This is a genomic window from Streptomyces sp. RLA123 (assembly GCF_056270165.1).
On the sequence record NZ_JBWDOR010000003.1, the window covers coordinates 5,895,199 to 5,918,172 of the forward strand.

Here is a 22,974-nt window from a genome sequence, read left to right on the forward strand (position 1 = left end):
AGGAGAGGCTTTCCTTGCTGGAAACGCAAGGAATCCGGGCGTACGGTCGAGGCGTTCCAAGGGGGAGGACGCGGGCGGTCGCCACCCGCGGGAAGGAGAACGCGGATCATGTCGGCAGCCGTGGAGCGCAGCGAACTGGAGCCGAACGCTCCGTACCACGTCGCGCACCATACCCACCGGGACGTGAGCGGCGGCTGGCTGAGGCCGGCGGTGTTCGGCGCGATGGACGGCCTGGTCTCCAACCTCGCGCTCATGACCGGCGTCGCCGGTGGCAACGTCGCCCCGTCCACCATCGTGATCACCGGGTTGGCCGGTCTGACCGCCGGCGCGTTCTCGATGGCGGCGGGCGAGTACACCTCCGTGGCCTCCCAGCGCGAGCTGGTCGAGGCGGAGCTCGAGATAGAGCGCCGGGAACTGCGTCGCCATCCGAAGGACGAGCTGCGGGAGCTCGCCGAGCTGTACATCGCGCGCGGCGTGGAGCCCGAGCTGGCCTACGAGGTGGCCCGGCAGATGTCCCGCGACCCGGAGCAGGCGCTGGAGATCCACGCGCGAGAGGAACTGGGCATCGACCCGGCCGACCTGCCGTCGCCGCTGGTGGCGGCGGGCTCGTCCTTCCTGTCCTTCGGTATCGGCGCGCTGCTCCCGGTGCTGCCCTACCTGCTGGGCGCCACCGTGGTGTGGCCCGCGGCGATCGTCGCCCTGATCGGTCTCTTCCTCTGCGGTGCGGCTGTGGCACGTGTGACGGCACGCAGTTGGTGGTTCAGCGGTTTGCGACAACTTGTCTTGGGTGGAGCGGCCGCCGGGGTTACCTTCGTTCTGGGCGCGCTTTTCGGCACCGCCGTCGGCTGAGGCATTGCGGGGCCGCGAACCACTTGTTACCTCCTCGTTTCAGCGCGGCCGACACAGGGCATCAGTCTGTGGCGCCGCGGGCAGTGTCGCCTGCGTCTCACGTGAGCGATGCTGGCCCAGAACTGCCTGCTCGTAGCGCTGTTCAGTCCACATGATGGAATCCGCTATCCACTTTTCGGTCATCGGGCCATCATGTAACCTGCACGAAATCGCAGAGGGCCAACGTCGTCCCTAGCGCGCATGCATATGCCAGATGACGACGACGGGAGAGCCGACCAGATGCGTCCTGTTCTGCACCGGCCCACACACCCCCACGCCGCCGGCTCCGGTTCCGGCCGGGCCCACATGGACGGGCGTCCCGCCCCCCAGGGGATGTACGACCCCCGTAACGAGCATGACGCGTGCGGCGTCGGCTTCGTGGCGACCCTCACCGGTGAGGCCGACCACGCGCTCGTGGAGCAGGCCCTGACCGTGCTGCGCAATCTGGAGCACCGCGGGGCCACCGGCTCCGAGCCGGACTCCGGCGACGGCGCGGGCATCCTGATGCAGATCCCGGACGTGTTCCTGCGCGAGGTCGCCGCCGAGCGCGGCATCGAGCTGCCGGGCGCCGGACACTACGCCGTCGGCATGGCCTTCCTGCCGGTCGAGGACGAGGACCGGCGCAAGGCCGTCGAGTCCATCGAGCGGATCGCCGCCGAGGAGGGCCTGACCGTCCTCGGCTGGCGCGAGGTGCCGACCGACGCCGCGAGCCTGGGCGCCACCGCCCGCTCGACGATGCCGTTCTTCTCGCAGCTCTTCGTGGCCGACGCCCAGGGCCTTGCGAGGGCCGGGATCGACCTCGACCGCCCGGCCTTCGTGCTGCGCAAGCGCGCCGAGCGCGAGGCGGACGTCTACTTCCCGTCGCTGTCCGCCCGGACGGTCGTCTACAAGGGCATGCTGACCACCGGCCAGCTGGAGCCCTTCTTCCCCGATCTGTCCGACCCGCGTGTCGCCACCGCGATCGCCCTGGTCCACTCGCGCTTCTCCACCAACACCTTCCCGAGCTGGCCGCTGGCGCACCCGTACCGCTTCGTCGCCCACAACGGTGAGATCAACACCGTCAAGGGCAACCGCAACTGGATGCGCGCCCGCGAGTCACAGCTGGCCTCGGAGCTGTTCAGCGGGGACCTGGAGCGGATCTTCCCTGTCTGCACCCCGGACGCCTCCGACACGGCGACCTTCGACGAGGTGCTGGAGCTGCTGCACCTCGGCGGCCGCTCGCTGCCGCACAGCGTGCTGATGATGATTCCCGAGGCGTGGGAGAACCACGACTCGATGGACCCGGCCCGCCGCGCCTTCTACCGCTACCACTCCACCCTCATGGAGCCCTGGGACGGCCCGGCCTGCGTGACCTTCACCGACGGCTCCGTCGTCGGCGCGGTCCTGGACCGCAACGGCCTGCGCCCCGGCCGCTACTGGGTCACCGACGACGGCCTGGTCGTGCTGGCCTCGGAGTCCGGTGTCCTGGACGACATCGCCCCGGAGCGGATCGTCCGCAAGGGCCGTCTCCAGCCCGGCCGGATGTTCCTGGTCGACACCGTCGGGCACCGGATCATCGAGGACGACGAGATCAAGTCCCAGCTCGCCGCCGAGCACCCTTACGCGGAGTGGCTGGACGCCGGCCTGATCCACCTCGACGACCTGCCCGAGCGCGAGCACATCGTGCACACGCACGCCTCGGTCACCCGCCGCCAGCAGACCTTCGGGTACACCGAGGAGGAGCTGCGCGTCATCCTGGCGCCGATGGCCAAGACCGGCGGCGAGCCGCTGGGCTCCATGGGCACCGACTCGCCGATCGCGGCGCTGTCCGAGCGGCCCCGGCTGCTCTTCGACTACTTCACCCAGCTGTTCGCGCAGGTCACCAACCCGCCGCTGGACGCCATCCGCGAGGAACTGGTCACCTCGCTGATCAGCGCCGTCGGCCCGTCCGGAAACCTGCTGGAGCCCTCGCCGGCCTCCTGCCGCAACATCACCATGCCGTTCCCGGTGATCGACAACGACGAGCTGGCCAAGCTCATCCACATCAACGCCGACGGCGACCTGCCGGGCCTGAAGGCCGCGACCCTGTCCGGCCTGTACCGGGTCTCCGGCGGTGGCGAGGCACTGGCCGCCCGGCTCACCGAGATCTGCGCCGAGGCCGACGCCGCCATAGAGGCCGGCGCCCGCTTCATCGTGCTGTCCGACCGGCACTCCGACGCCGAGCACGCGCCGATCCCGTCGCTGCTGCTCACCTCGGCCGTCCACCACCACCTCATCCGCACCAAGCAGCGCACCCAGGTGGGCCTGCTGGTCGAGGCCGGCGACGTCCGCGAGGTCCACCACGTCGCGCTGCTGATCGGCTACGGCGCCGCCGCGGTCAACCCGTACCTGGCCATGGAGTCGGTGGAGGACCTGCTGCGCGCGGGCACCTTCATCTCCGGCCTGGAGCCCGAGAGGGCCATCAAGAACCTGATCAAGGCGCTGGGCAAGGGCGTGCTGAAGGTGATGTCCAAGATGGGCATCTCCACCGTCGCCTCCTACCGCGGCGCGCAGGTCTTCGAGGCGATCGGCCTGAACGGCGAGTTCGTGGACACCTACTTCCACGGCACCACCAGCAAGATCGGCGGCGCCGGGATCGACGTGGTCGCCCAGGAGGTCGCGGCTCGCCACGCCAAGGCGTACCCCGCATCGGGCATCGCGCCGGCGCACCGCCGGCTGGAGATCGGCGGCGAGTACCAGTGGCGCCGCGAGGGCGAGCCGCACCTGTTCGACCCCGACACGGTCTTCCGGCTGCAGCACGCCACCCGCTCCCGCCGCTACGACATCTTCCAGCAGTACACGAGCCGCGTGAACGAGCAGTCCGAGCGGCTGATGACGCTGCGCGGCCTGTTCCGGTTCAAGGACGCGGACGGCGGGCGGCAGCCGGTGCCGGTCGACGAGGTCGAGCCGGTCTCCGAGATCGTCCGGCGCTTCTCCACCGGCGCCATGTCGTACGGCTCCATCTCGCGCGAGGCGCACGAGACGCTCGCCATCGCCATGAACCAGCTGGGCGGCAAGTCCAACACCGGCGAGGGCGGCGAGGACCCGGACCGCCTGTACGACCCGGAGCGCCGCTCCGCGATCAAGCAGGTCGCCTCGGGGCGCTTCGGCGTGACCTCGGAGTACCTGGTCAACGCGGACGACATCCAGATCAAGATGGCGCAGGGCGCCAAGCCCGGCGAGGGTGGCCAGCTGCCCGGCCACAAGGTCTACCCGTGGATCGGCAGGACCCGGCACAGCACCCCCGGTGTCGGCCTGATCTCGCCTCCGCCGCACCACGACATCTACTCCATCGAGGACCTGGCGCAGCTGATCCACGACCTCAAGAACGCCAACCCGGCCGCCCGCATCCATGTGAAGCTGGTGTCCGAGGTCGGCGTCGGCACGGTCGCGGCGGGCGTCTCCAAGGCCCATGCCGACGTCGTGCTGATCTCCGGCCACGACGGCGGCACCGGCGCCTCCCCGCTGACCTCGCTGAAGCACGCGGGCGGCCCCTGGGAGCTGGGTCTGGCCGAGACGCAGCAGACGCTGCTCCTCAACGGCCTGCGCGACCGGATCGTCGTGCAGACCGACGGCCAGCTCAAGACCGGCCGCGACGTGGTCATCGCCGCGCTGCTGGGCGCCGAGGAGTTCGGCTTCGCCACCGCCCCGCTGGTGGTCTCCGGCTGCGTGATGATGCGCGTGTGCCACCTGGACACCTGCCCGGTGGGCATCGCCACCCAGAACCCGGTGCTGCGCGACCGCTTCTCCGGCAAGGCCGAGTACGTGGTGAACTTCTTCGAGTTCATCGCGCAGGAGGTCCGCGAGCTGCTGGCCGAACTGGGCTTCCGCTCGATCGAGGAGGCCGTCGGCCACGCGGAGCTGATCGACACCACCGCGGCCGTCGACCACTGGAAGGCGCAGGGCATGGAGCTGGCCCCGCTCTTCCACGTGCCCGACCTGCCCGAGGGTGCGGCCCTGCACCGCACCACCGAACAGGACCACGGCCTGGACAAGGCGCTGGACAAGCAGCTCATCGAGCTGGCCGGCGAGGCGCTGCACACCGGCGACCCGGTCCGCGCCCAGGTCAAGATCCGCAACGTCCACCGCACGGTCGGCACCATGCTCGGCCACGAGGTGACCAAGAAGTACGGTGGCGCGGGCCTGCCCGACGACACCATCGACATCACCCTGACCGGCTCGGCCGGTCAGTCCTTCGGCGCCTTCCTCCCCAAGGGCATCACCCTGCGTCTGGAGGGCGACGCCAACGACTACGTCGGCAAGGGCCTGTCCGGTGGCCGCATCGTCGTCCGCCCGGACCGCGGCGCCGACCACCTGGCCGAGTACTCGACCATCGCCGGCAACACCATCGCGTACGGCGCCACCGGCGGTGAGCTGTTCCTGCGCGGCACCACCGGCGAGCGCTTCTGCGTCCGCAACTCCGGTGCCACCGTGGTGTCCGAGGGCGTGGGCGACCACGGCTGCGAGTACATGACCGGCGGCCGGGCGCTCGTGCTCGGCCCGACGGGCCGCAACTTCGCGGCCGGCATGTCCGGCGGCATCGCCTACGTCCTCGACATCGACCCGTCGAACGTCAACCCCGGCATGGTGAACGTCGAGGACCTGGACGCGGACGACATCAAGTGGCTGCACGACGTGGTGCGCCGCCACTCCGAGGAGACCGGCTCGACGGTGGCCGAGAAGCTCCTCGCCGACTGGGGGAACACCCTGACCCGCTTCGGCAAGGTCATGCCGAGGGACTACAAGGCAGTGCTCGCCGCCAAGAACGCCGCCGAGCAGGCCGGACTCTCCGAGTCCGAGACCACCGCGAAGATGATGGAGGCGGCAAATGGCTGACCCGAAGGGCTTCCTCACCACGCCCCGCGAGACCGCCCCGACCCGGCCGGTCGAGGAGCGCAGGCGGGACTGGAACGAGGTCTACGTTCCCGGCGGGCTGCTGCCGATCATCACCGAGCAGGCCGGACGCTGCATGGACTGCGGCATCCCCTTCTGCCACAACGGGTGTCCGCTGGGGAACCTGATCCCCGAGTGGAACGACTACGCCTACCGCGAGGACTGGCAGGCCGCGAGCGAGCGTCTGCACGCGACCAACAACTTCCCGGAGTTCACCGGCCGCCTCTGCCCGGCGCCCTGCGAGTCGGCCTGCGTGCTCGGCATCAACCAGCCCGCGGTGACCATCAAGAACGTCGAGGTCACCATCATCGACAAGGCCTGGGACAGCGGCGACGTCACGCCGCAGCCCCCGGACCGGCTCTCCGGCAAGACCGTCGCCGTCATCGGCTCGGGCCCGGCGGGCCTGGCCGCCGCACAGCAGCTGACCCGGGCCGGCCACACGGTCGCGGTGTACGAGCGCGCCGACCGCATCGGCGGCCTGCTGCGCTACGGCATCCCCGAGTTCAAGATGGAGAAGCGGCACATCAACCGCCGCATCGAGCAGATGCGCGCGGAGGGCACCAAGTTCCGCACCGGTGTGGAGATCGGCCGCGACCTCGACGGCGCCAAACTGCGCAAGCGGTACGACGCGGTCGTCATCGCCGCCGGCGCCACCCAGTGGCGGGACCTCCCGGCCGAGGGGCGTGAACTCCGCGGCATCTACCAGGCCATGGAGTACCTGCCGCTGTCGAACAAGGTGCAGGAGGGCGACTTCGTCGCCCCGCCGATCACCGCGGCCGGCAAGCACGTGGTCGTCATCGGCGGCGGCGACACCGGCGCGGACTGCGTCGGCACCGCCCACCGCCAGGGCGCCGCGTCGGTCACGCAGCTGGAGATCATGCCGCGGCCGTCCGACGACCGTCCGGCGCACCAGCCCTGGCCGACCATGCCGATGACGTACAAGGTCACCTCGGCCCACGAGGAGGGCGGCGAGCGCGTCTACGCCGTCAACACCGTGAAGTTCGAGGGCGACGAGAACGGCGACGTCAAGGCGCTGCACCTGGTCGAGGTCGCCTTCCAGGACGGGAAGTTCGTCCCGCAGCCGGGCACCGAGAAGGTCATCCCGGCCGACCTGGTGACCCTGGCCATGGGCTTCACCGGCACCGACCGGCACAACGGCCTGGTCGAGCAGTTGGGCCTGGAGATGGACGCCCGCGGCAATGTGGCCCGCGACAAGGACTTCGCCACCAACGTGGACGGCGTCTTCGTCGCCGGTGACGCCGGGCGCGGACAGTCGCTGATCGTGTGGGCCATCGCCGAGGGCCGCTCCGCCGCCCGCGCGGTGGACCGCTTCCTCACCGGCGCCAGCATCCTGCCCGCTCCGATCCGCCCGACGGACCGGCCGCTGACGGTCTGAGAGCCCCACGAAGAAAAGAGCTGTCCCGTACAACGGCGTACGGAACGGAAGGCGGCGCCTGCCCTCACTACCCGGCCGAGGGCAGGCGCCGCACTTGAAGGCCGGCGAAACCGGCCTGCGCGTCCTCGGTGTACGCGCCCACGCTGCCGCTCGTATAGGGCCGTTCGGCGTCGGTGAACGAGGTCAGGAAGCGCCCGCCCACCGTGACGGTGACCACGGCGCCGCGCTGCTCCACCCCGACCTCGTACCAGGGGCCCGGGGGGAACGGCGTCGGCCCCGTCGCCAGGAAGCGCTGGCCGCCGGGGTAGGCGGGGTCGCGTTTGCCCAGCTCCCAGCCGTTGGGCTTGAGGGTGACGTAGTAGAAGTGCTCGGGGTCGCTGTACCCCCACACCAGCCAGGGCACCTCCCACGGGTTGGGCGCGGGGGAACGCAGCAGGCGCAGGGCCCGCATGCGCGCCGAGTACGCCACGTCGGCGTACCGCTCGGTGGTGACCACCAGCCCGGCGTGCGTCTCGTCGGGGCGCGTCGAGGCGGCCGGGGTGAGCGTCAGCGAGGTGTCGTCGCCGCGGTTGTCGCCGTACCCGTCGTACACCGACAGCCAGCGGCCGTGCACCGAGCCGTCCTCCCAGCCGGGGACCGCCGCGACGGGTCCGGTGCAGGCGTGCACGACGCCGCCCGCCACCAGCAGCAGCACCACCAGCGCGAGCCCGGCAGACCGGCAGCCCCTCCGCCGCGGGCGGGGGAGGGGCCGGGACGTGAGGAACCGGGGCGCGGTGGTCATGCCCTGGAGTACGGCTCCGTGACCCGGGGCGGCGCGGCCGCCGCGGAGAGTTCGCCGCGCAGGGCGTCACCGCGTACGTCCGTCACGAACTCCCCGAAGTCCTCGGCCAGTTGTGCGAGGATGCGGTCGGCCGCAAGGCCGTCGCCGAAGGGATTGCCGGCGGTCGCCATGCGGTGGTACTCCGCCGGGTCGTCCAGCAGCCGTGTCGCCGCGCCGAGGATCGCCTCGGGGTCGGTGCCGATGAGCCGGGCCGCACCCGCCTCGACGGCCTCGGGCCGCTCGGTGGTGGTACGCAGCACCAGGGCGGGCTTGCCGAGGCTCGGCGCCTCCTCCTGGATGCCGCCGGAGTCGGTGAGCACCAGGTCGCAGTCGGCGAGGGTGGCCGCGAAGTCCGGGTAGCCCAGCGGCTCGACGACGTGGACCGCGTGGTGACCGGTCAGTTCGGGGAGCAGGGCCTCGCGGACGGCCGGGCTCTTGTGCAGCGGCAGCAGGATCTCCACGTCGCCGCGCTCGCCCAGCCGGCGCAGCGCCCTGCCCATCGCGCGCATGCGCTCGCCCTGGTTCTCCCTGCGGTGCAGCGTCAGCAGGACCCGGCGGCGGCCGGTGCCGGGGAAGGCGCTGCGGCCCACGCCCTCGCCGATCACCCACAGCAGGTTGTCGATGACGGTGTTGCCGGTGACGAACACCTGGGTGTCCGGGGTCCCCTCGGCGCGCAGATGGCCGGCGGCCTGCGCGGTGGGCGCGAAGTGCCAGCGCGCGATCCGCCCGATGAGGCGGCGGTTGAGCTCCTCGGGGAAGGGGTTGTCGAGCACGCCGGTGCGCAGGCCCGCCTCGACATGGGCGACGGGCACCCGCTCGTAGAAGGCGGCCAGCGCACCGGCCAGCGCGGTGGTGGTGTCGCCCTGGACGATGACCAGGTCGGGGCGGTCGCTCCGGATGACCTCGCCCAGGCCCTCCACCAGACGGGCGGTCAGTTCGGACAGCTGCTGGCGCTCGCGCATCACGTCCAGGCCTGTCCTGGCGGGGACCCGCAGCAGATCCAGCATCTGGTGCAGCATCTCGCGGTGCTGCCCGGTGGTGACCACCAGCGGTTCGAAGAGGTCGGAGGCGGCCATCGCGCGGGCCACCGGGGCCAGTTTGATCACCTCCGGCCTGGTGCCGAGAACGAGCATCGCGCGGATGGTGCCCGGCACTTCGGGCGCATCGGCGGAGTATGCGGACATGGATCCCCCTGGGACGGTGTGGCGGTGTGGCGGTGTGATGGTGAGCCGTGGGAACGCGCGGTGCGCGTCAGGTGCGGGCGGTCTTCAGCCAGGTGCGCTTTCCGGTGACCATCCGCCACAGGCCCCACCATCCGGCGGCGAACCAGATGTAGCCGTAGAGGATGAACACGTGCGCGACCAGGACCGAGCGCAGCAGCCCGAGGGTGCGCTCGCGCTTGGCGTAGACGAACCCGTACACATAGGCCGCGGTGAAGGAGAGCACGTACGGGCCGAGCAGCCACATCGGCGACACGAGCGAGTGGCCCGCCCGCACGGAGGCGACGGCGGTGCCGGCGAGGGCGATCAGGAAGGAGAGCGGCAGCAGCGAGGTGAGCAGGATCAGCACCGGGCTGGACAGGTGGTAGAGCAGGTCCAGGGCCGGCCGGGTGGCGACCTCGCGCAGGATCAGCGGGACGAGGTTGGCCGACTGAAGATGGCCCTGGAACCAGCGGGAGCGCTGCCGCACCAGCCGGCGCACGTCGAGCACGGCCTGCTGGGAGACCGCGGCGGTGGTGCAGTACTGGTTGCGCCAGCCGCGGGCGATGAGCCGGACGCCCAGGTCGAGGTCCTCGGTGAGGCTGTCGCTCCACGGGCCCGCGCCGCCCAGCGAGTCCAGTGCGGACAGCCGCATGAACTGGCCGTTGCCGCCCATGCCCACGCTGCCGATGAAGCGCCGGGCACTCTGGAAGACGTCGCCGTAGACGACGAACTCCATGTCCTGGAGCCGGGCGAGCAGGCCCAGATGGCGGTTGTACATCCGGACGCCGATCTGGACGGCGCCGGTGGCCGGGTCGTCGAAGTACGGGTCCACGGACTGCAGGGTGTGCGGGTCCAGCCGGCCGTCGGCGTCGACCACGCAGATGATCACGTCCTGGGGGTCGCGACCGCCGAGCAGTCCTGAGGACCGCAGATGGCGTACGCCGGCGTTGAGCGCCGCGCCCTTGCCGCGGCGGGCGTCGGGCAGGCGGCGCTGGTAGAGCCAGACCCGTTCGGGGTCGGCGGCGCGGACGACATCGGCCGTGCGGTCCTCGGAGGCGTCGTCGATGACCAGGGCCACGAAGCTGTCGGCGGGCAGTGAGGTGATGCGCGCCAGACTCTCGCCGATGACCTTCTCCTCGTTGAGGCAGGCCAGCAGGAAGACGTAGAAGCGGGGTGTGCCGGGGCGGCGGGACCTGCGGATCCGCCGCCGGGAGAGCAGGAAGAGCACGGTGTTGTAGGCGCCGGCCATCACGATCAGCGTGGTCGCGGCCCACAGCGGGATCCGGGAGATCATCCGCCGCCCCCGGGGAGCCGCGGGGCCGGGGTCCGGCCGGTGGGCCGGCGCAGCCACCATCGTGCAGCGATCAGACCGAATGCGATCAGGCAGTACAGCAGGAAGCCCATTCCTGCTGCTATTTGTAAACCCCTGGCGAACGGAATGCCAGGAACGGTTCTCGTCGCCGATGCCATACCGGCAAGCGGCAGCATTGTGCCCAGTGCGGGCCTTCCGTACATGAGTGATTCCCCCCAATGTGCTCCGGCTCCGAAGTCGGGCCGAAACTCCCTCAGGGAAGTTAGCAGATACTTTTAGACGATCATCCTCCGCGATGTCAGCCGCGGGAGGGGGCTCTTGGTCAGCCTTGCGTTTCCACAGGTGAGGCGGGTGGGGGGAGAAGGTAATTCACCCTTCCGGGTGGAGTCGGCCGCGGTAATGGAATGAATAATCGAACGAGATGGGTATCCGATGATCCGGTTGACAGCGGGCATTGCCGCTCTGAACAATCAGCGGCCTGTTCATTCGGTGCAATGGGGGGAAATATGCAATCCCGCATCGGGAGACCACGGAAGTCCCGGGTCTCCGTCATCGTCATGCTCGTCGCGGCGCTTATGGGCGCCGCATTCCTGACCGGCCCGGCCGGCGCCGCGGCCCGCGGCACGGCAGCCGATCCCGGCGGGCGCCACCACCGTCACGGCGAGAACCTCGGCGGCCGCTCGGGCGTCGGCACGATCGACCTCGCCGCGTGGGCGAAGTCCCAGCAGTCCGCCGACCGCGACCGCCGCGCCAAGGGCCCGTCCCTGGGTGTCCTCGCGGGACTGCCGGCCGCCGGCGCCGCGCTGCTCGCCAAGCCGGCCGCCGCGGCCGCCGGCACCTCGGCACTCGTCCTCTACGACACCGCGGGGCCCTACGGACAGCTCGGTGAGCTGTACGCCATGGCCACCGCCAACCTCGCCGGCCACTTCGGCACGGTGACCGCCAAGCCGGTCGAGCAGTACACCGCCGGCATGGTGAACCAGTACACGGCGACCGTCTACCTCGGCTCGACGTACTACGGGGGCAGCGTGCCCGACGCGGTCCCGGCCGCGTTCTACCGGGACGTCGTCACCACCACCCACCCGGTGACCTGGGTCGGCGACAACATCTGGTCACTGGCGAACGCCACCGGCGTCACCCAGTTCCAGAACACGTACGGCTGGGACCCCAGCACGTCGTACTTCGACTCCGCCTCCGTCACGCAGGTGACGTACCGGGACCAGACCCTCACCCGGAAGATCCCGGCCGGCCAGGACGGCGGCGTGCTGCGTCCGACCATCCTGTCCGGACCCGGCTACCCGGCGGTGACATCGCTGGCCCAGGCGGTCGACACGGGCAGCGGCACATCCTTCCCGTGGGCGGTGCGCTCGGGCAACCTCACCTACGTCGGCGAGATCCCGTTCGCCTACGTCTCCGAGAGCGACCGCGTCATCGCCTTCGAGGACCTGCTCTTCGACGCCCTCGCGCCGAACACCCCCGAGCGGCACCGCGCGCTGCTGCGACTGGAGGACATCAGCCCCGACTCCGACCCGGCCGAACTGCGCGCCACGGCCGACTACCTCTACTCCCAGAAGATCCCTTACGGCATCAATGTCATCCCCGTCCACACCGACCCGCACGGCACCTACAACAACGGCCGTGCCGAGACCGTCACCCTGGTCCAGCGCCCGCAGGTGGTCTCCGCGCTGAAGTACATGCTGGCGCGCGGCGCCGTCCTGATGAACCACGGCTACACCCACCAGTACGGCACGGTCGCCAACCCCTACGACGGCGTCTCGGGCGACGACTTCGAGTTCTACCGGGCCCACGTCGACAGCGCCGACAACGTGGTCTACGACGGCCCGGTCGCCGAGGACTCCGCGCTGTGGGCGCAGACCCGGGTCACCCTGAGCCTCGCCCAGTTCCTCCTCGCGGGGCTGCCGACGCCGAGACTGTGGACCACCCCGCACTACGCGGCCTCCGCCACCGACTACAAGGTCTTCGCGCGGAACTACACGGCCCGCCTGGAGCGTTCGCTGTACTTCTCCGGGACGCTGAGCGGTACCGCGGGCGACCCCGACCGCTTCATCGGGCAGTTCTTCCCGTATGTGGTGAAGGACGTGTACGGCACCACCGTGCTGCCCGAGAACATCGGCAACTACGAGCCTGAGGCGTTCAACAACCACCCGGCCCGGCTGCCCGCCGACCTGATCGCCTCGGCCAAGGCCAACCTCGCCGTGCGCGACGGCTTCGCCAGCTTCTTCTACCACCCGTACAACCCGGTCCAGCCGCTCCAGGAGACGGTCGACGGTATCCGCGCCCTCGGCTACACCTTCGTCAGTCCCGCGGCTCTCACGTGACCTTGATCCGGAGGACCGCCGCCGCCATCGCGGCGGCGGTCCTCGCCCTCACGGCCGGCTGTACCGCCGGCCACTCCGGCGACAGCGACAGCGACAGCGGCGGCGACGGCGACGGCCGCGGCCGCACCGTCGCCCCCGCGCACCCGTCCTCACCGAAGGGTCCGGTGGCGTCCCGGCTGCGGGGGATCGCCCTGCCGTCCTGGGCCTCCGAGGACTACGACAGCCCCGCCGCCGCCCGCTACCTGCGCGACATCGCGGCGACCGGGGCGGGCTGGGTGTCGCTCACCCCCACCTGGTACCAGTCGGCCCCGGCCGACGCGTCGATGCACACCACCGAGGAGACCGCGAGCGACGACTCGCTGCGCCGGGTCATCCGCGAGGCGCACGCCGCCGGGCTCAAGGTCCTGCTCAAGCCGCACGTCGATCTCCCGGGCGACAAGGACCGCGCGGAGATCCGGCCCGCCGACCGCGCCGCCTGGTTCGCCGCGTACACCCGCTTCATCACCCACTACGCGCGACTGGCCGAGGACCTCGGGGCCGAGCAGGTCTCCGTCGGCACCGAACTGGCCGGAACGTCGCGGGACGGCGCCCACTGGCGGGCGGTCATCCGCGCCGTCCGGCGGGACTACCGGGGACCGCTGGTCTACGCCGCCAACTACGACGAGTACGCGCAGATCCCCTTCTGGGGCGACCTCGACCTCATCGGCGTCGACGCGTACTGGCCGCTGGCCGAGCGCCCCACCGCCGACGTCGGCCGGCTGCGCGCCGCCTGGCGGCCGATCGCCCGGCAGCTCGCCGCCTTCTCCGTCCGTCACCACCGCCGCGTCCTGTTCACCGAGGCCGGCTACGTCAGCCAGCGCGGCACGACCACGGCCCCCTGGTCCTGGACGGTCAGCGGGCGTCCCGCCGACGACGAACAGGCCGCCGCCTACCAGGCCCTGCTCGGCGCCATGGAAGGGGAGCGCTGGTGGGCAGGGGTGTGCTGGTGGATGTGGGACGACTGGCCGGACAGCGGCGAGACACCGCCGCGGCTGGCCTACACACCGCACGGCAAACCCGCCGAGGAGGTGCTGCGCCGCTGGTGGCGCAGATGAACGAGACAAAAGGTGCGAATCGCTGGGATCGTGTTCCCATGACCGCTCTCGCGCCCCCCGACCACGAGGACACGACGGACTTCGCCGACGCCGACCGCGGCTTCCTCGGCGCCCTGACGCCCGGCCGAGTCACCGCCGACGACGGCCGGGTGGTCTGGGACAACGACGCCTACTCCTTTCTTCAGGGCCCCTGCCCCGACACCGCCCACCCGGGCCTGTGGCGGCAGAGCCGGCTCGCGGCGAAACAGGGCCTGTTCGAGGTCGTCGAGGGGGTCTACCAGGTCCGCGGCCTGGACCTGTCCAACATGACGCTCGTCGAGGGCGATCGCGGGGTCGTGGTCATCGACCCGCTGCACTCCTCCGAGGGCGCGGCCGCCGCCCTGGCGCTCTACCGCGAGCACCGGGGCGACCGCCCGGTCACCGCGCTCATCTACACCCACTGCCACGTCGACCACTTCGGCGGCGCGCGCGGCGTCCTGCCGTACGGCCACGACCCGGTCCCGGTCCTCGCCCCGGCCGGCTTCCTGGAGCACGCCGCGAGCGAGAACGTCTACGCCGGCACCGCGATGAACCGCCGCGCCGTCTACATGTACGGCTCCGAACTGCCCAAGGGCCCCGCCGGCCAGATCGGCTGCGGGCTCGGGCAGACCGTCTCCACCGGAGCCATCGCCCTGATCCGGCCGACGGTCGCCGTCACCCGCACCGGGCAGGACGAGACCCTCGACGGCGTCCGCATCATCTTCCAGCTCACCCCCGGCACCGAGGCGCCCGCCGAGATGAACTTCGTGCTGCCGGGCAGGCGCGTGCTGTGCATGGCCGAGAACGCCACCCACACCATGCACAACATCCTGACCCTGCGCGGCGCCCAGGTCCGCGACGCCCGCGAGTGGGCCCGGTACCTCAACGAGTCGCTGGTGCTGTTCGGCAACTCCGTCGACGTCGTCGTCGCCTCCCACCACTGGCCCACCTGGGGGCGGGAGAACATCCACCGGCTGCTGGCCCACCAGCGCGACCTGTACGCCTACCTCCACGACCAGACGCTGCGGCTGCTCAACCAGGGCCTCACCGGCAGCGAGATCGCCGAGGAACTGCGGCTGCCGCCCGCCCTGGAGCGTTTCCACGCCAACCACGGCTACTACGGATCCCTCAGCCACAACGTGAAGGCCGTCTACCAGCGCTACATGGGCTGGTTCGACGGCAACCCCGCCCACCTGTGGGAGCATCCGCCGGCGCAGGAGGCGCGCCGGTACGTCGACTGCCTCGGCGGCGTCGACGCCACCGTGGCCAAGGCGGGGGAGTACGCCGACGCGGGCGACCTGCGCTTCGCCGCGACCCTGCTCAACCACGCCGTCTTCGCCGACCCGGGGGACGGAGCCGCCCGTCACGAACTGGCCGCCGTGTACACACGGTTGGGCTACGGCTGCGAGAACGGGCCCTGGCGGAACTTCTATCTGATGGGCGCCAGGGAACTGCGCGACGGCATCAGCCCCACCCCGACGACGACCGCGGGACCCGAGCTCACCGCGGCCCTGACCGTCGATCAGCTGATCGACTCGCTCGCCATCCGCATCAACGGTCCCAGGGCCTGGGACACCCATCTCACCATCGACTGGCGGCTCACCGACGAGCACCGCACCTGGCACCTCACCCTCTCCAACGGGGCGCTCACCCACTACTCCACCCAGGACGGCCGCCCCAGCCGGCACGCCGACCTGACCCTCACCCTCACCCGGCCCGAGCTCCAGGGCCTGCTGGCCGGCGGACGCTTCGACGGGATCGAACACGAGGGCGACCTGAAGGTGGTGGCCACTCTCGTCGGCCTGCTGGACGGCCCCGACCGGGACTTCGCCATCGTCACCCCCTGAACCGCGGGCGCCCGTCGGGCGCGAGCGGTGTCCTGGCCTGTCCGGCGGGGCGACCGGACGGCGGACGCATAGCCTGGGCGCCATGGTCGAACACCGCCATGCCGAAGTGAACGGTCTCCGCCTCCACATCGCGGAGGAGGGCGAGGGCCCCCTCGTCGTACTGCTGCACGGCTTTCCCGAGTGCTGGTACTCCTGGCGCCACCAGTTCGGCCCACTCGCCGCCGCCGGCTACCGGGTGGTCGCACCCGACCTGCGGGGCTGCGGGCGCAGCGACCGCCCCGAGGCGGTCGACGCGTACACCATGCTGGACCTGGTCGGCGATGTGATCGGGCTGATCCACGCCCTCGGCGAGGACACCGCCGTCGTCGTCGGCCATGACTGGGGCGCTCCCGTCGCCTGGCACACCGCCCTGCTGCGCCCCGACGCCGTGCGCGCCGTGGCCGGGCTGAGCGTCCCGCCGACCCCGCGCAGCCAGGACACACCCCCGCTGCGCGCCATGCGGGAGCTGTACGACGGGCGCTTCTACTGGAACTACTTCGCCCAACCCGGCGTCGCCGACGCCGAGTTCGCAGCCGACCCGCACTCCACCTTCCGTCGCTTCCTGTACGGCGCCTCAGGCGACAACCCGGCCAACGACCCCGTCCCCGCACAGCCGTTGATCCCGCCTGGCCAGGGGTTCCTCGACCTGGTCGGCGAACCGGAGAAACTGCCGGACTGGCTCACCGAGGAGGACATCGCCGTCTTCGCCGCCGAGTACGGGCCCCAGGGCTTCACCGGCGGGCTCAACTGGTACCGCAACCTCGACCGCAACTGGCGGCTGACCGCGGCCTGGAGCGGCGCCACCCTCCAGGTCCCCGGCCTGTACATCACCGGCGACCGCGACGTCGTCCACGCGATGCCCGGCGTCTGCGACCTCGTCCCGGTGCTGCCCCAGCTCTACCCGACGCTGCGCGAGCCCGTCGTCCTCCCCGGCTGCGGCCACTGGACGCAGCAGGAACGTCCGAAGGAGGTCAACGCGGCACTGCTGGACTTCCTGCGGGAGACGGCACCGGCCCGCGCCTGACCGCCGCGCCCGCCCGCCGCCGGCCACCGGCTCAGGTGTCGCACTCCAGCACGGTGCGGCACAGCCCGCACCGTGCCTTCACCCGGCCGCGCACCGGGACCCGGATGCGCTGGTGGCAGGTGGGGCAGGGGAAGGAGACCCGCATCGGCGCCTGCCCCTCGAACGCGTAGCCGGCCACCGGGTGCGCGGCGCCGCGGCGGCGGTCGTGCGCGTAGCGGCGGCGGTTCGCCCAGCCGCAGCCCAGCAGCGGCGCGTTCCGCAGGTCGTCCCTGGCCAGCCCGAGGCCGTCCCGGTAGGCGTCGCGGGCCCGCGGGCCGGTCAGCCACGGCTCGATGTCGTCGCCGAACGCCAGCGCGCGCTTGGCCAGCACGTATCCGAACTCCTCCGGGGTGAGATAGCCCAGCTTCGACGCCGCCATCGTCACCCGGTCGCCGAACAGCGCGGGCTCCTCGCGGTAGGAGTCCAGCAGCAGCCAGCCCGCGCCGAGGTAGGCCGTCGCGGTGTCCGTGAGGATCTCGTTGTCCCGCGTCCCGGGGAACTCCAGGCCCAGCCGGTGCAGATACACGTGCATGACCTCGTGCGCCAGCGCCGCGCCCACGTCGCGGCGGTCCTCGCGGAAGCGGTCGTGCAGCTCCACGAAGTACTCGGGACCGGAGGCCAGCTCCACATTGCCCGCGTGCGTCATGTCGCGGAAGCTCACCACCATCCGGGCCTCGGGCAGCCGGAAGTGCTGCAAGATGACCCGGGCCACCCGCTGCGCGCCCAGGTGCAGATCCTCGTACGGCGGGAACTCCACCGCCTCGGGACGGACGCTGGCCGCGAAGCGGATCACCGTGTCGTACGACAGCCTGCGGTAGAGCGCGGTCAGGGCCGACCGCACCTTCTCCAGGTGCGGAAAGCCGTGCTCGATCGGGCTGGACGACGGCTCGCCCACGGCGCCTCCCCCAAGCGGTGCGACGCTACGAGCCTACGCGTCCACCCACGCGGTTGTCGCCGTGCGATCCGGTCCCGTACCGGACGCCGAACCGGCCACCGGCATCCCCACCCCCGTCAGCCGCTCCGCCGCGCCCGGTGCCGCGCCGCCGGCCGGCTGGTACGCGCTCACCAGCAGCCGGCCGCCCGGCTCCACCAGTTCGGCGAGCAGCCTGCGCAGCAGTCCGCCGAGCCTCGCCGCCGGCACGCAGTCCACGAGGACGTGCACAAAGGTGAAGCGCCCGCCGCCGGCCGGCCGCCAGTCCAGCGCGTTGCCGACGGCTATCCGCTCCGCCCACCGCGGCAGCCGCCGGCGGGCCAGTTCCACCAGCCCCGGCGCGATGTCCACCCCGTAGGGCTCGATCGCCCGGCCGCGCTCGGCGGCCCACGTCCGCACCGACTCCATCAGCAGCCCGTTGGCGCAGCCGATGTCGAGGAAGGTGCCGTCCCTGTGGAGCGCGTCCACCACCATCGACCGGCGCGCCCGCCACCCCTCGGGGTCACCGCCGAAGCCGGAGCCCCCCTCGGCGGTGGCGGCCCGCAGATAGGCGGGCTGAATCAGCCGTAGGTTGTCCGCGAACCACGAGGTGTCGTCCTGCCCCAGGAAGGAGCGAGCCGCGTCCAGCACCGCCCGCCGCTCGGTGCGGTCCGCCAGCCGGGCGGCGACCTCCTCCGGGGTGCCGGTGAACAGCTCCACCCGGGTGTGCGGCCGCCGGCCGCGGTAGCGGTCGCCGTCCAGCCACGCGTACAGCCGCAGTTCCAGGCCGTCGTAGGCGAAGGGGTGCACCCGCTGCCGCAGGAAGCCGGCGGTCATCAGCGGCACCCGCTCGGAGGTGTCGAGCACCCAGTCCTCGCCCGGCAGCACGCGCCCCGACGGCAGCCGCGGGCCCGCGCCGCCGTGGCCCTCGGCGGGGACCGCGCAGCGCCCGTCCGGCAGGAAGAGCACATACGTCACCCGGCGCACCACCTCCGGGTCCCGCGGATCGTGCTCCATCGGCTCGTACGCATGCGGCCCCGCCACCATGCCGTCCCCCTCGGCCGAATCCGATCGCCCCCCGGGCGATCCGCCGGACGCCCTGGAGCCGTGGGCAGCTTCCCGCCCGGCGCGGTGGCCCCGGGTCAGCCCGCGGCGGCGGGGGACGGGGGCGGCGGGAGCTGCCCGTAGCAGAGGCAGAAGGGGTGCCCGGCAGGATCCGCGAAGACGCGGAAACCGCTCCGTTCGCCCCCGCTGTCGTGCAGGAAGGTCGCACCCAGCGCGACCACCTCCTTCTGGGCCCGTTCCACGTCCGCGCGGGTGGGCACCTCGAAGTCGAGGTGGAACTGCTGCGGGTGCTCGGGGTCCGGCCACTGCGGCGGGCGGTGGAACAGCACCTCCTGGAAGGCCAAGCGCGTGCCGCCCGGTGCCGTCAAGGTCGCCCACGAGGGATCGGAGTCGTCCAGGGACCCGCCGAGGATCCCCTGGTAGAAGGCGCCCAGCGCCCTCGCGTCGGGACAGTCGATCACGGTGAGCTGCATCGTGGCGATCATCCGGCGAGCCTGCCCGCTGTCATACCTGAGGCGCAAGCCCCGTGGCCGGGACCATACTTTCGGTGGATACGGACAGGGACGGCCGGGGGAGGCGCGGCACGCACCCGGCTCCGTACCCTGGGGACCGTCACCGTAGCCGCCGGCCGCGAAGGACCCCGCCGCGATGCCCGACCTGCCTCTGCCCCTGATACCCGCCGCGCTCGCCGCCGGGGTCGCCGCCCTCGTGTGCTGCGCGGCGGTCGTGTGGGGCCCGCTCGCGGCGGTGTTCGCGGGACTGCTGGCTCTGGGCGTGTGGGGTGTGCGCTACGCGTTCCACCCGCGGTGAGCCCGTGGGCTCCGTGACGACGTCCCACCGCCGGATCAACCTGCTCGCCCTCGCGCTGCTCGTCACGGCCACCGCCGTGACCGTCCGGGCCGTCGCGCGCACCGGCGCGGGGCGCACCGGCGCCGTCGTGCACGGCAGCACCTCCGCGCGCCGCCGACCCGGCCGGCCACACCCCTGTGCGCGTCCACACAGCCCGCGCCCGGGTGCACGCCCGCGTCCTGGACCTCGGGCTCAACGACGACGGCAGTCTGCAGACCCCGGCCGGGGACGAGGGCCGCCGCTGGGCCGGCTGGTACGACCGCAGCGCCGCGCCCGACGACCCCGGCACCGCCGTGATGGTCGGCCACCACGACACCCCAAGCGGCCGCGGCGTCTTCCACGACCTCGGCGACCTGCGCCCGGCCGACACGGTCGCCGTCACCCACCGCGACGGCAGCCGGGCCCGCTTCGCGGTCACCCGGGACCTCCGCGTCCCAGGGCGCTCGCGGCCCACCGGGCCTGGTCCACCGGCGCCGGAGCCCCCACCCGGCGCCTGATCACGTGCACCCGCGGCCACGGTGACAGCGTGACCGTCGACGCCACCGCCGTCCCTCCCTCCTGACGCCCCCGCACGGCGGCCGTCTCCGCGGGCGGCGAACTTTCGTGCGGGTCCTACGGCGCATGAGGCAGCATGGCGGCATGCCTGCTCTCACCCGTGCCGAGGCCGAGACCCGCGCCCGGCTCCTCGACGTCCACACCTACGCCGTCGACCTGGACCTGACCCGTGGTGACGACGTGTTCGGCTCCACCACCGTCATCCGCTTCACCGCCCTCGCCGACGGCGACACCTTCGCCGAGCTCAAGCCCGCCACGCTGCACCGCGCGGTGCTCGACGGCCACGCACTCGACCCGGCCGCCCTGGACGACAACCGGCTGCCCCTCACCGGCCTCACGGCAGGCCCGCACGAGCTGCGGATCGAGGCCGACATGCGCTACTCGCGCACCGGGGAGGGCATGCACCGCTTCACCGACCCGGCGGACGGCGAGACGTACCTGTACACCCAGCTCTTCCTGGACGACGTCCAGCGCGTCGCCGCGGCCTTCGACCAGCCCGACCTCAAGGCCGTCTTCGAGGTCACCGTCACCGCACCGCCCGCCTGGACCGTCCTCGGCAACGGCGTCGCCGAGCGCACCGGCGAGGCCGAGGGCCACTGGCGGATCGCGCCGACCCCGCGCATCAGCACCTACCTGCTCGCGGTCGCCGCCGGCCCCTGGCACTCGGTGCGCACCGAGCACGCCGGCCTGCCCTTCGGCCTGCACTGCCGGCGCTCGCTGGCGCCCCATCTCGACGCCGACGTCGAGGAGCTCTTCGACATCACCCGGCGCTGCTTCGACCGCTACCACGAACTGTTCGCGGAGCCCTACCCCTTCGACTCCTACGACCAGGCCTTCGTCCCCGAGTTCAACGCGGGCGCGATGGAGAACCCGGGCCTGGTCACGTTCCGCGACGAGATGGTCTTCCGGTCCGCCGTCACCGACGCCGAGCGGCAGACCCGCGGCATGGTCGTCGCCCACGAGATGGCGCACATGTGGTTCGGCGACCTGGTCACGCTGCGCTGGTGGGACGACATCTGGCTGAACGAGTCCTTCGCCGAGTACATGGGCTACCAGGTGCTCTCCGAGGCCACCCGCTTCACCGGAACCTGGACCGACTTCGCCGTCGCCCGGAAGGGCTGGGGCTACGACGCCGACCAGCGCCCCTCCACCCACCCCGTCGCCCCCGATCCCGAGGCCGTCCCCGACACCGCGTCGGCGCTGCTCAACTTCGACGGCATCTCGTACGCCAAGGGCGCCTCCGCCCTGCGCCAGCTCGTGACATGGCTCGGCCGCAAGGACTTCCTCGCCGGCATCAACGAGCACTTCTCCCGGCACCGGTTCGGCAACGCCGCCCTCGCCGACTTCATCGACTCCCTCGCCTCCGCCACCGACCGCGACGTGCACGCCTGGGCCGACCGCTGGCTGCGCACCACCGGAGTCGACACCCTCACCCCGGTCCCGGCCGAGGCCGACGGCGGCTGGCGCCTCGAGGTGGTCCGCGCCGGCGAGCGCCCGCACCGCATCGCCGTCGCCGCGTACGACCGCGAGACCATTCACCCAGACCCGGCGCGGCTCGTGCTGCGCGAGCGCTTCGAGACCGACGTCCCCGCCGGCGCCGAGGCCGGCGCGACACGGCCCGGTCCGCGCCCGGACCTGGTGCTGCTCAACGACCAGGACCTGACGTACGCCAAGATCCGCTTCGACGCCGGGTCCTGGGACACCCTCGTCCAGCGCCTCGGCGGTCTTCCCGACCCGCTCGCACGGGCCCTGGTCTGGAACGCCGCCCGCGACCTCGTGCGCGACGGCGAACTTCCGCCGGCCGCCTACCTGGACGTGGCCCGCGCCCACCTGCCGCACGAGACCGACGTCGCCGTGGTGCAGGGCGTGCTCGGCTTCGCCCGGGTCCAGATCACCGACCGCTACCTGCCCGCCGGGCAGCGGCCCGCGGCCCTCGCCGTACTGGAGGCCCTCGCCCGCGACCTGCTCCGCCACGAGGACCCCGGCATGCGGCTCACCGCCGCCCGTGAACTGATCACCGCCGTCACCGACGCCGCCGAACTGCGCGGCTGGCTCACCGCCGGAACCCTGCCGGACGGGCCGCCGCTCGACCCCGAGCTGCGCTGGCAGATCCTCACCCGGCTCGCCGTCCTGGGCGCGGCCGACCGCGCGGACATCGACGCCGAACTCGAACGCGACCCCAGCGCCACCGGCCGGGAGGGCGCCGCGCGCTGCCGGGCCGCGCTGCCCGACCCGGAGGCCAAGCGGGAGGCGTGGACCTCGATGTTCGAGGACGACACGCTCTCCAACTACCTGTTCAACGCCACCGCCCAGGGCTTCTGGCAGCCCGAGCAGCTCGGCCTCCTCGGCGACTGGGTGCCGCGCTACTACCCGGCCGCCGTCGCCCTCGCCGCCCGCCGGGGACCCGCCCTGGCCGACGCCGCCGGCCGCTGGGCCTTCCCCGGCCCCGTCGTCGAGGCCTCCGTCCTCGATCTCGGCGAGGCCTGCCTCCGCACCGCCGACCCCGCTCCCACCCCCGCCCTGCGGCGCAAGCTCGTCGACCAGCTCGACGACCTGGCCCGCGCCCTGCGCGTGCGGGGCGCATGACCGCTCACTTTGGTGCGCGGGGGCGCCCGACCGGCCCTCGCCCCCGCGCACGGCAGTGACACCGATCCCGATGAGGGGGA

Annotated in this window: 16 protein-coding genes; 10 read left to right on the forward strand and 6 right to left on the reverse strand. The window is 72.2% G+C overall.

The genetic code is table 11. The features are described 5' to 3' along the window. Positions 1–108 precede the first annotated feature (108 nt). The 3 genes from RV983_RS26930 (at position 109) to RV983_RS26940 (ending at position 7,195) form a co-directional block, all read left to right on the forward strand. Entirely contained in the window at positions 109–849 is a 741-nt protein-coding gene (locus RV983_RS26930; protein WP_475988302.1) for a VIT1/CCC1 transporter family protein, read from the forward strand. 345 nt (positions 850–1,194) lie between these two features. Continuing rightward, positions 1,195–5,742 carry a glutamate synthase large subunit gene (gene gltB, locus RV983_RS26935; RefSeq protein ID WP_475990471.1) on the forward strand — a complete coding sequence of 1,516 codons (4,548 nt, stop codon included), beginning with the start codon at positions 1,195–1,197 and terminating at the stop codon, positions 5,740–5,742. Further along, the gene (locus RV983_RS26940; RefSeq protein WP_475988303.1) at positions 5,735–7,195 is read left to right on the forward strand and encodes a glutamate synthase subunit beta; all 1,461 of its coding nucleotides are present in this window, start codon (positions 5,735–5,737) and stop codon (positions 7,193–7,195) included. The genes gltB and RV983_RS26940 overlap by 8 nt, the downstream gene beginning before the upstream one ends. A gap of 67 nt (positions 7,196–7,262) precedes the next feature. Here the strand turns inward: RV983_RS26940 and RV983_RS26945 are convergent, their stop codons facing one another. The 3 genes from RV983_RS26945 to RV983_RS26955 all read right to left on the reverse strand — a co-directional run bounded on the left by RV983_RS26945 (position 7,263) and on the right by RV983_RS26955 (position 10,511). Further along, positions 7,263–7,976, reverse strand: a complete 714-nt coding sequence (locus tag RV983_RS26945) for a calcium-binding protein (RefSeq protein ID WP_475988304.1) — start codon at positions 7,974–7,976, stop codon at positions 7,263–7,265. Next, a complete protein-coding gene (gene wecB / locus RV983_RS26950; protein ID WP_475988305.1) occupies positions 7,973–9,199 on the reverse strand; it encodes a non-hydrolyzing UDP-N-acetylglucosamine 2-epimerase in 1,227 nt (408 codons plus the stop codon). Before wecB ends, RV983_RS26945 begins: the two co-directional genes overlap by 4 nt. A gap of 67 nt (positions 9,200–9,266) precedes the next feature. Continuing rightward, positions 9,267–10,511: a glycosyltransferase family 2 protein gene (locus RV983_RS26955; RefSeq protein WP_475988306.1), complete on the reverse strand. Its 1,245-nt coding sequence runs from the start codon at positions 10,509–10,511 to the stop codon at positions 9,267–9,269. A 524-nt stretch (positions 10,512–11,035) separates the two neighbouring features. On the opposite strand from RV983_RS26955, the gene RV983_RS26960 reads away from it, so the two are divergent. The 4 genes from RV983_RS26960 (at position 11,036) to RV983_RS26975 (ending at position 16,890) form a co-directional block, all read left to right on the forward strand. Next, positions 11,036–12,868 carry a DUF2334 domain-containing protein gene (locus RV983_RS26960; RefSeq protein WP_475988307.1) on the forward strand — a complete coding sequence of 611 codons (1,833 nt, stop codon included), beginning with the start codon at positions 11,036–11,038 and terminating at the stop codon, positions 12,866–12,868. Next, positions 12,865–13,962, forward strand: a complete 1,098-nt coding sequence (locus RV983_RS26965; RefSeq protein WP_475988308.1) for a glycoside hydrolase family 113 — start codon at positions 12,865–12,867, stop codon at positions 13,960–13,962. Before RV983_RS26960 ends, RV983_RS26965 begins: the two co-directional genes overlap by 4 nt. A gap of 38 nt (positions 13,963–14,000) precedes the next feature. Beyond that, entirely contained in the window at positions 14,001–15,827 is a 1,827-nt protein-coding gene (locus RV983_RS26970) for an alkyl/aryl-sulfatase (RefSeq protein WP_475988309.1), read from the forward strand. 82 nt (positions 15,828–15,909) lie between these two features. Further along, on the forward strand, positions 15,910–16,890 hold the full coding sequence (locus tag RV983_RS26975) for an alpha/beta fold hydrolase (protein WP_475988310.1): 981 nt from the start codon (positions 15,910–15,912) through the stop codon (positions 16,888–16,890). A gap of 31 nt (positions 16,891–16,921) precedes the next feature. On the opposite strand, the gene RV983_RS26980 is transcribed toward RV983_RS26975, so the two are convergent. The 3 genes from RV983_RS26980 to RV983_RS26990 form a co-directional block, all read right to left on the reverse strand. Continuing rightward, positions 16,922–17,824, reverse strand: a complete 903-nt coding sequence (locus RV983_RS26980) for a zinc ribbon domain-containing protein (RefSeq protein ID WP_475988311.1) — start codon at positions 17,822–17,824, stop codon at positions 16,922–16,924. Positions 17,825–17,857: 33 nt separating this feature from the next. Then, positions 17,858–18,886: a class I SAM-dependent methyltransferase gene (locus RV983_RS26985; protein WP_475988312.1), complete on the reverse strand. Its 1,029-nt coding sequence runs from the start codon at positions 18,884–18,886 to the stop codon at positions 17,858–17,860. A 95-nt stretch (positions 18,887–18,981) separates the two neighbouring features. Next, a complete protein-coding gene (locus RV983_RS26990; RefSeq protein WP_475988313.1) occupies positions 18,982–19,389 on the reverse strand; it encodes a VOC family protein in 408 nt (135 codons plus the stop codon). Between the two features lie 163 nt (positions 19,390–19,552). On the opposite strand from RV983_RS26990, the gene RV983_RS26995 reads away from it, so the two are divergent. The 3 genes from RV983_RS26995 (at position 19,553) to pepN (ending at position 22,894) form a co-directional block, all read left to right on the forward strand. Further along, positions 19,553–19,714 carry a hypothetical protein gene (locus RV983_RS26995; RefSeq protein ID WP_475988314.1) on the forward strand — a complete coding sequence of 54 codons (162 nt, stop codon included), beginning with the start codon at positions 19,553–19,555 and terminating at the stop codon, positions 19,712–19,714. Positions 19,715–19,890: 176 nt separating this feature from the next. Continuing rightward, the gene (locus RV983_RS27000) at positions 19,891–20,250 is read left to right on the forward strand and encodes a sortase domain-containing protein (RefSeq protein WP_475988315.1); all 360 of its coding nucleotides are present in this window, start codon (positions 19,891–19,893) and stop codon (positions 20,248–20,250) included. A 142-nt stretch (positions 20,251–20,392) separates the two neighbouring features. Beyond that, positions 20,393–22,894, forward strand: coding sequence for an aminopeptidase N (pepN, locus tag RV983_RS27005; protein ID WP_475988316.1), 2,502 nt, complete (start codon positions 20,393–20,395; stop codon positions 22,892–22,894). Positions 22,895–22,974 lie beyond the last annotated feature (80 nt).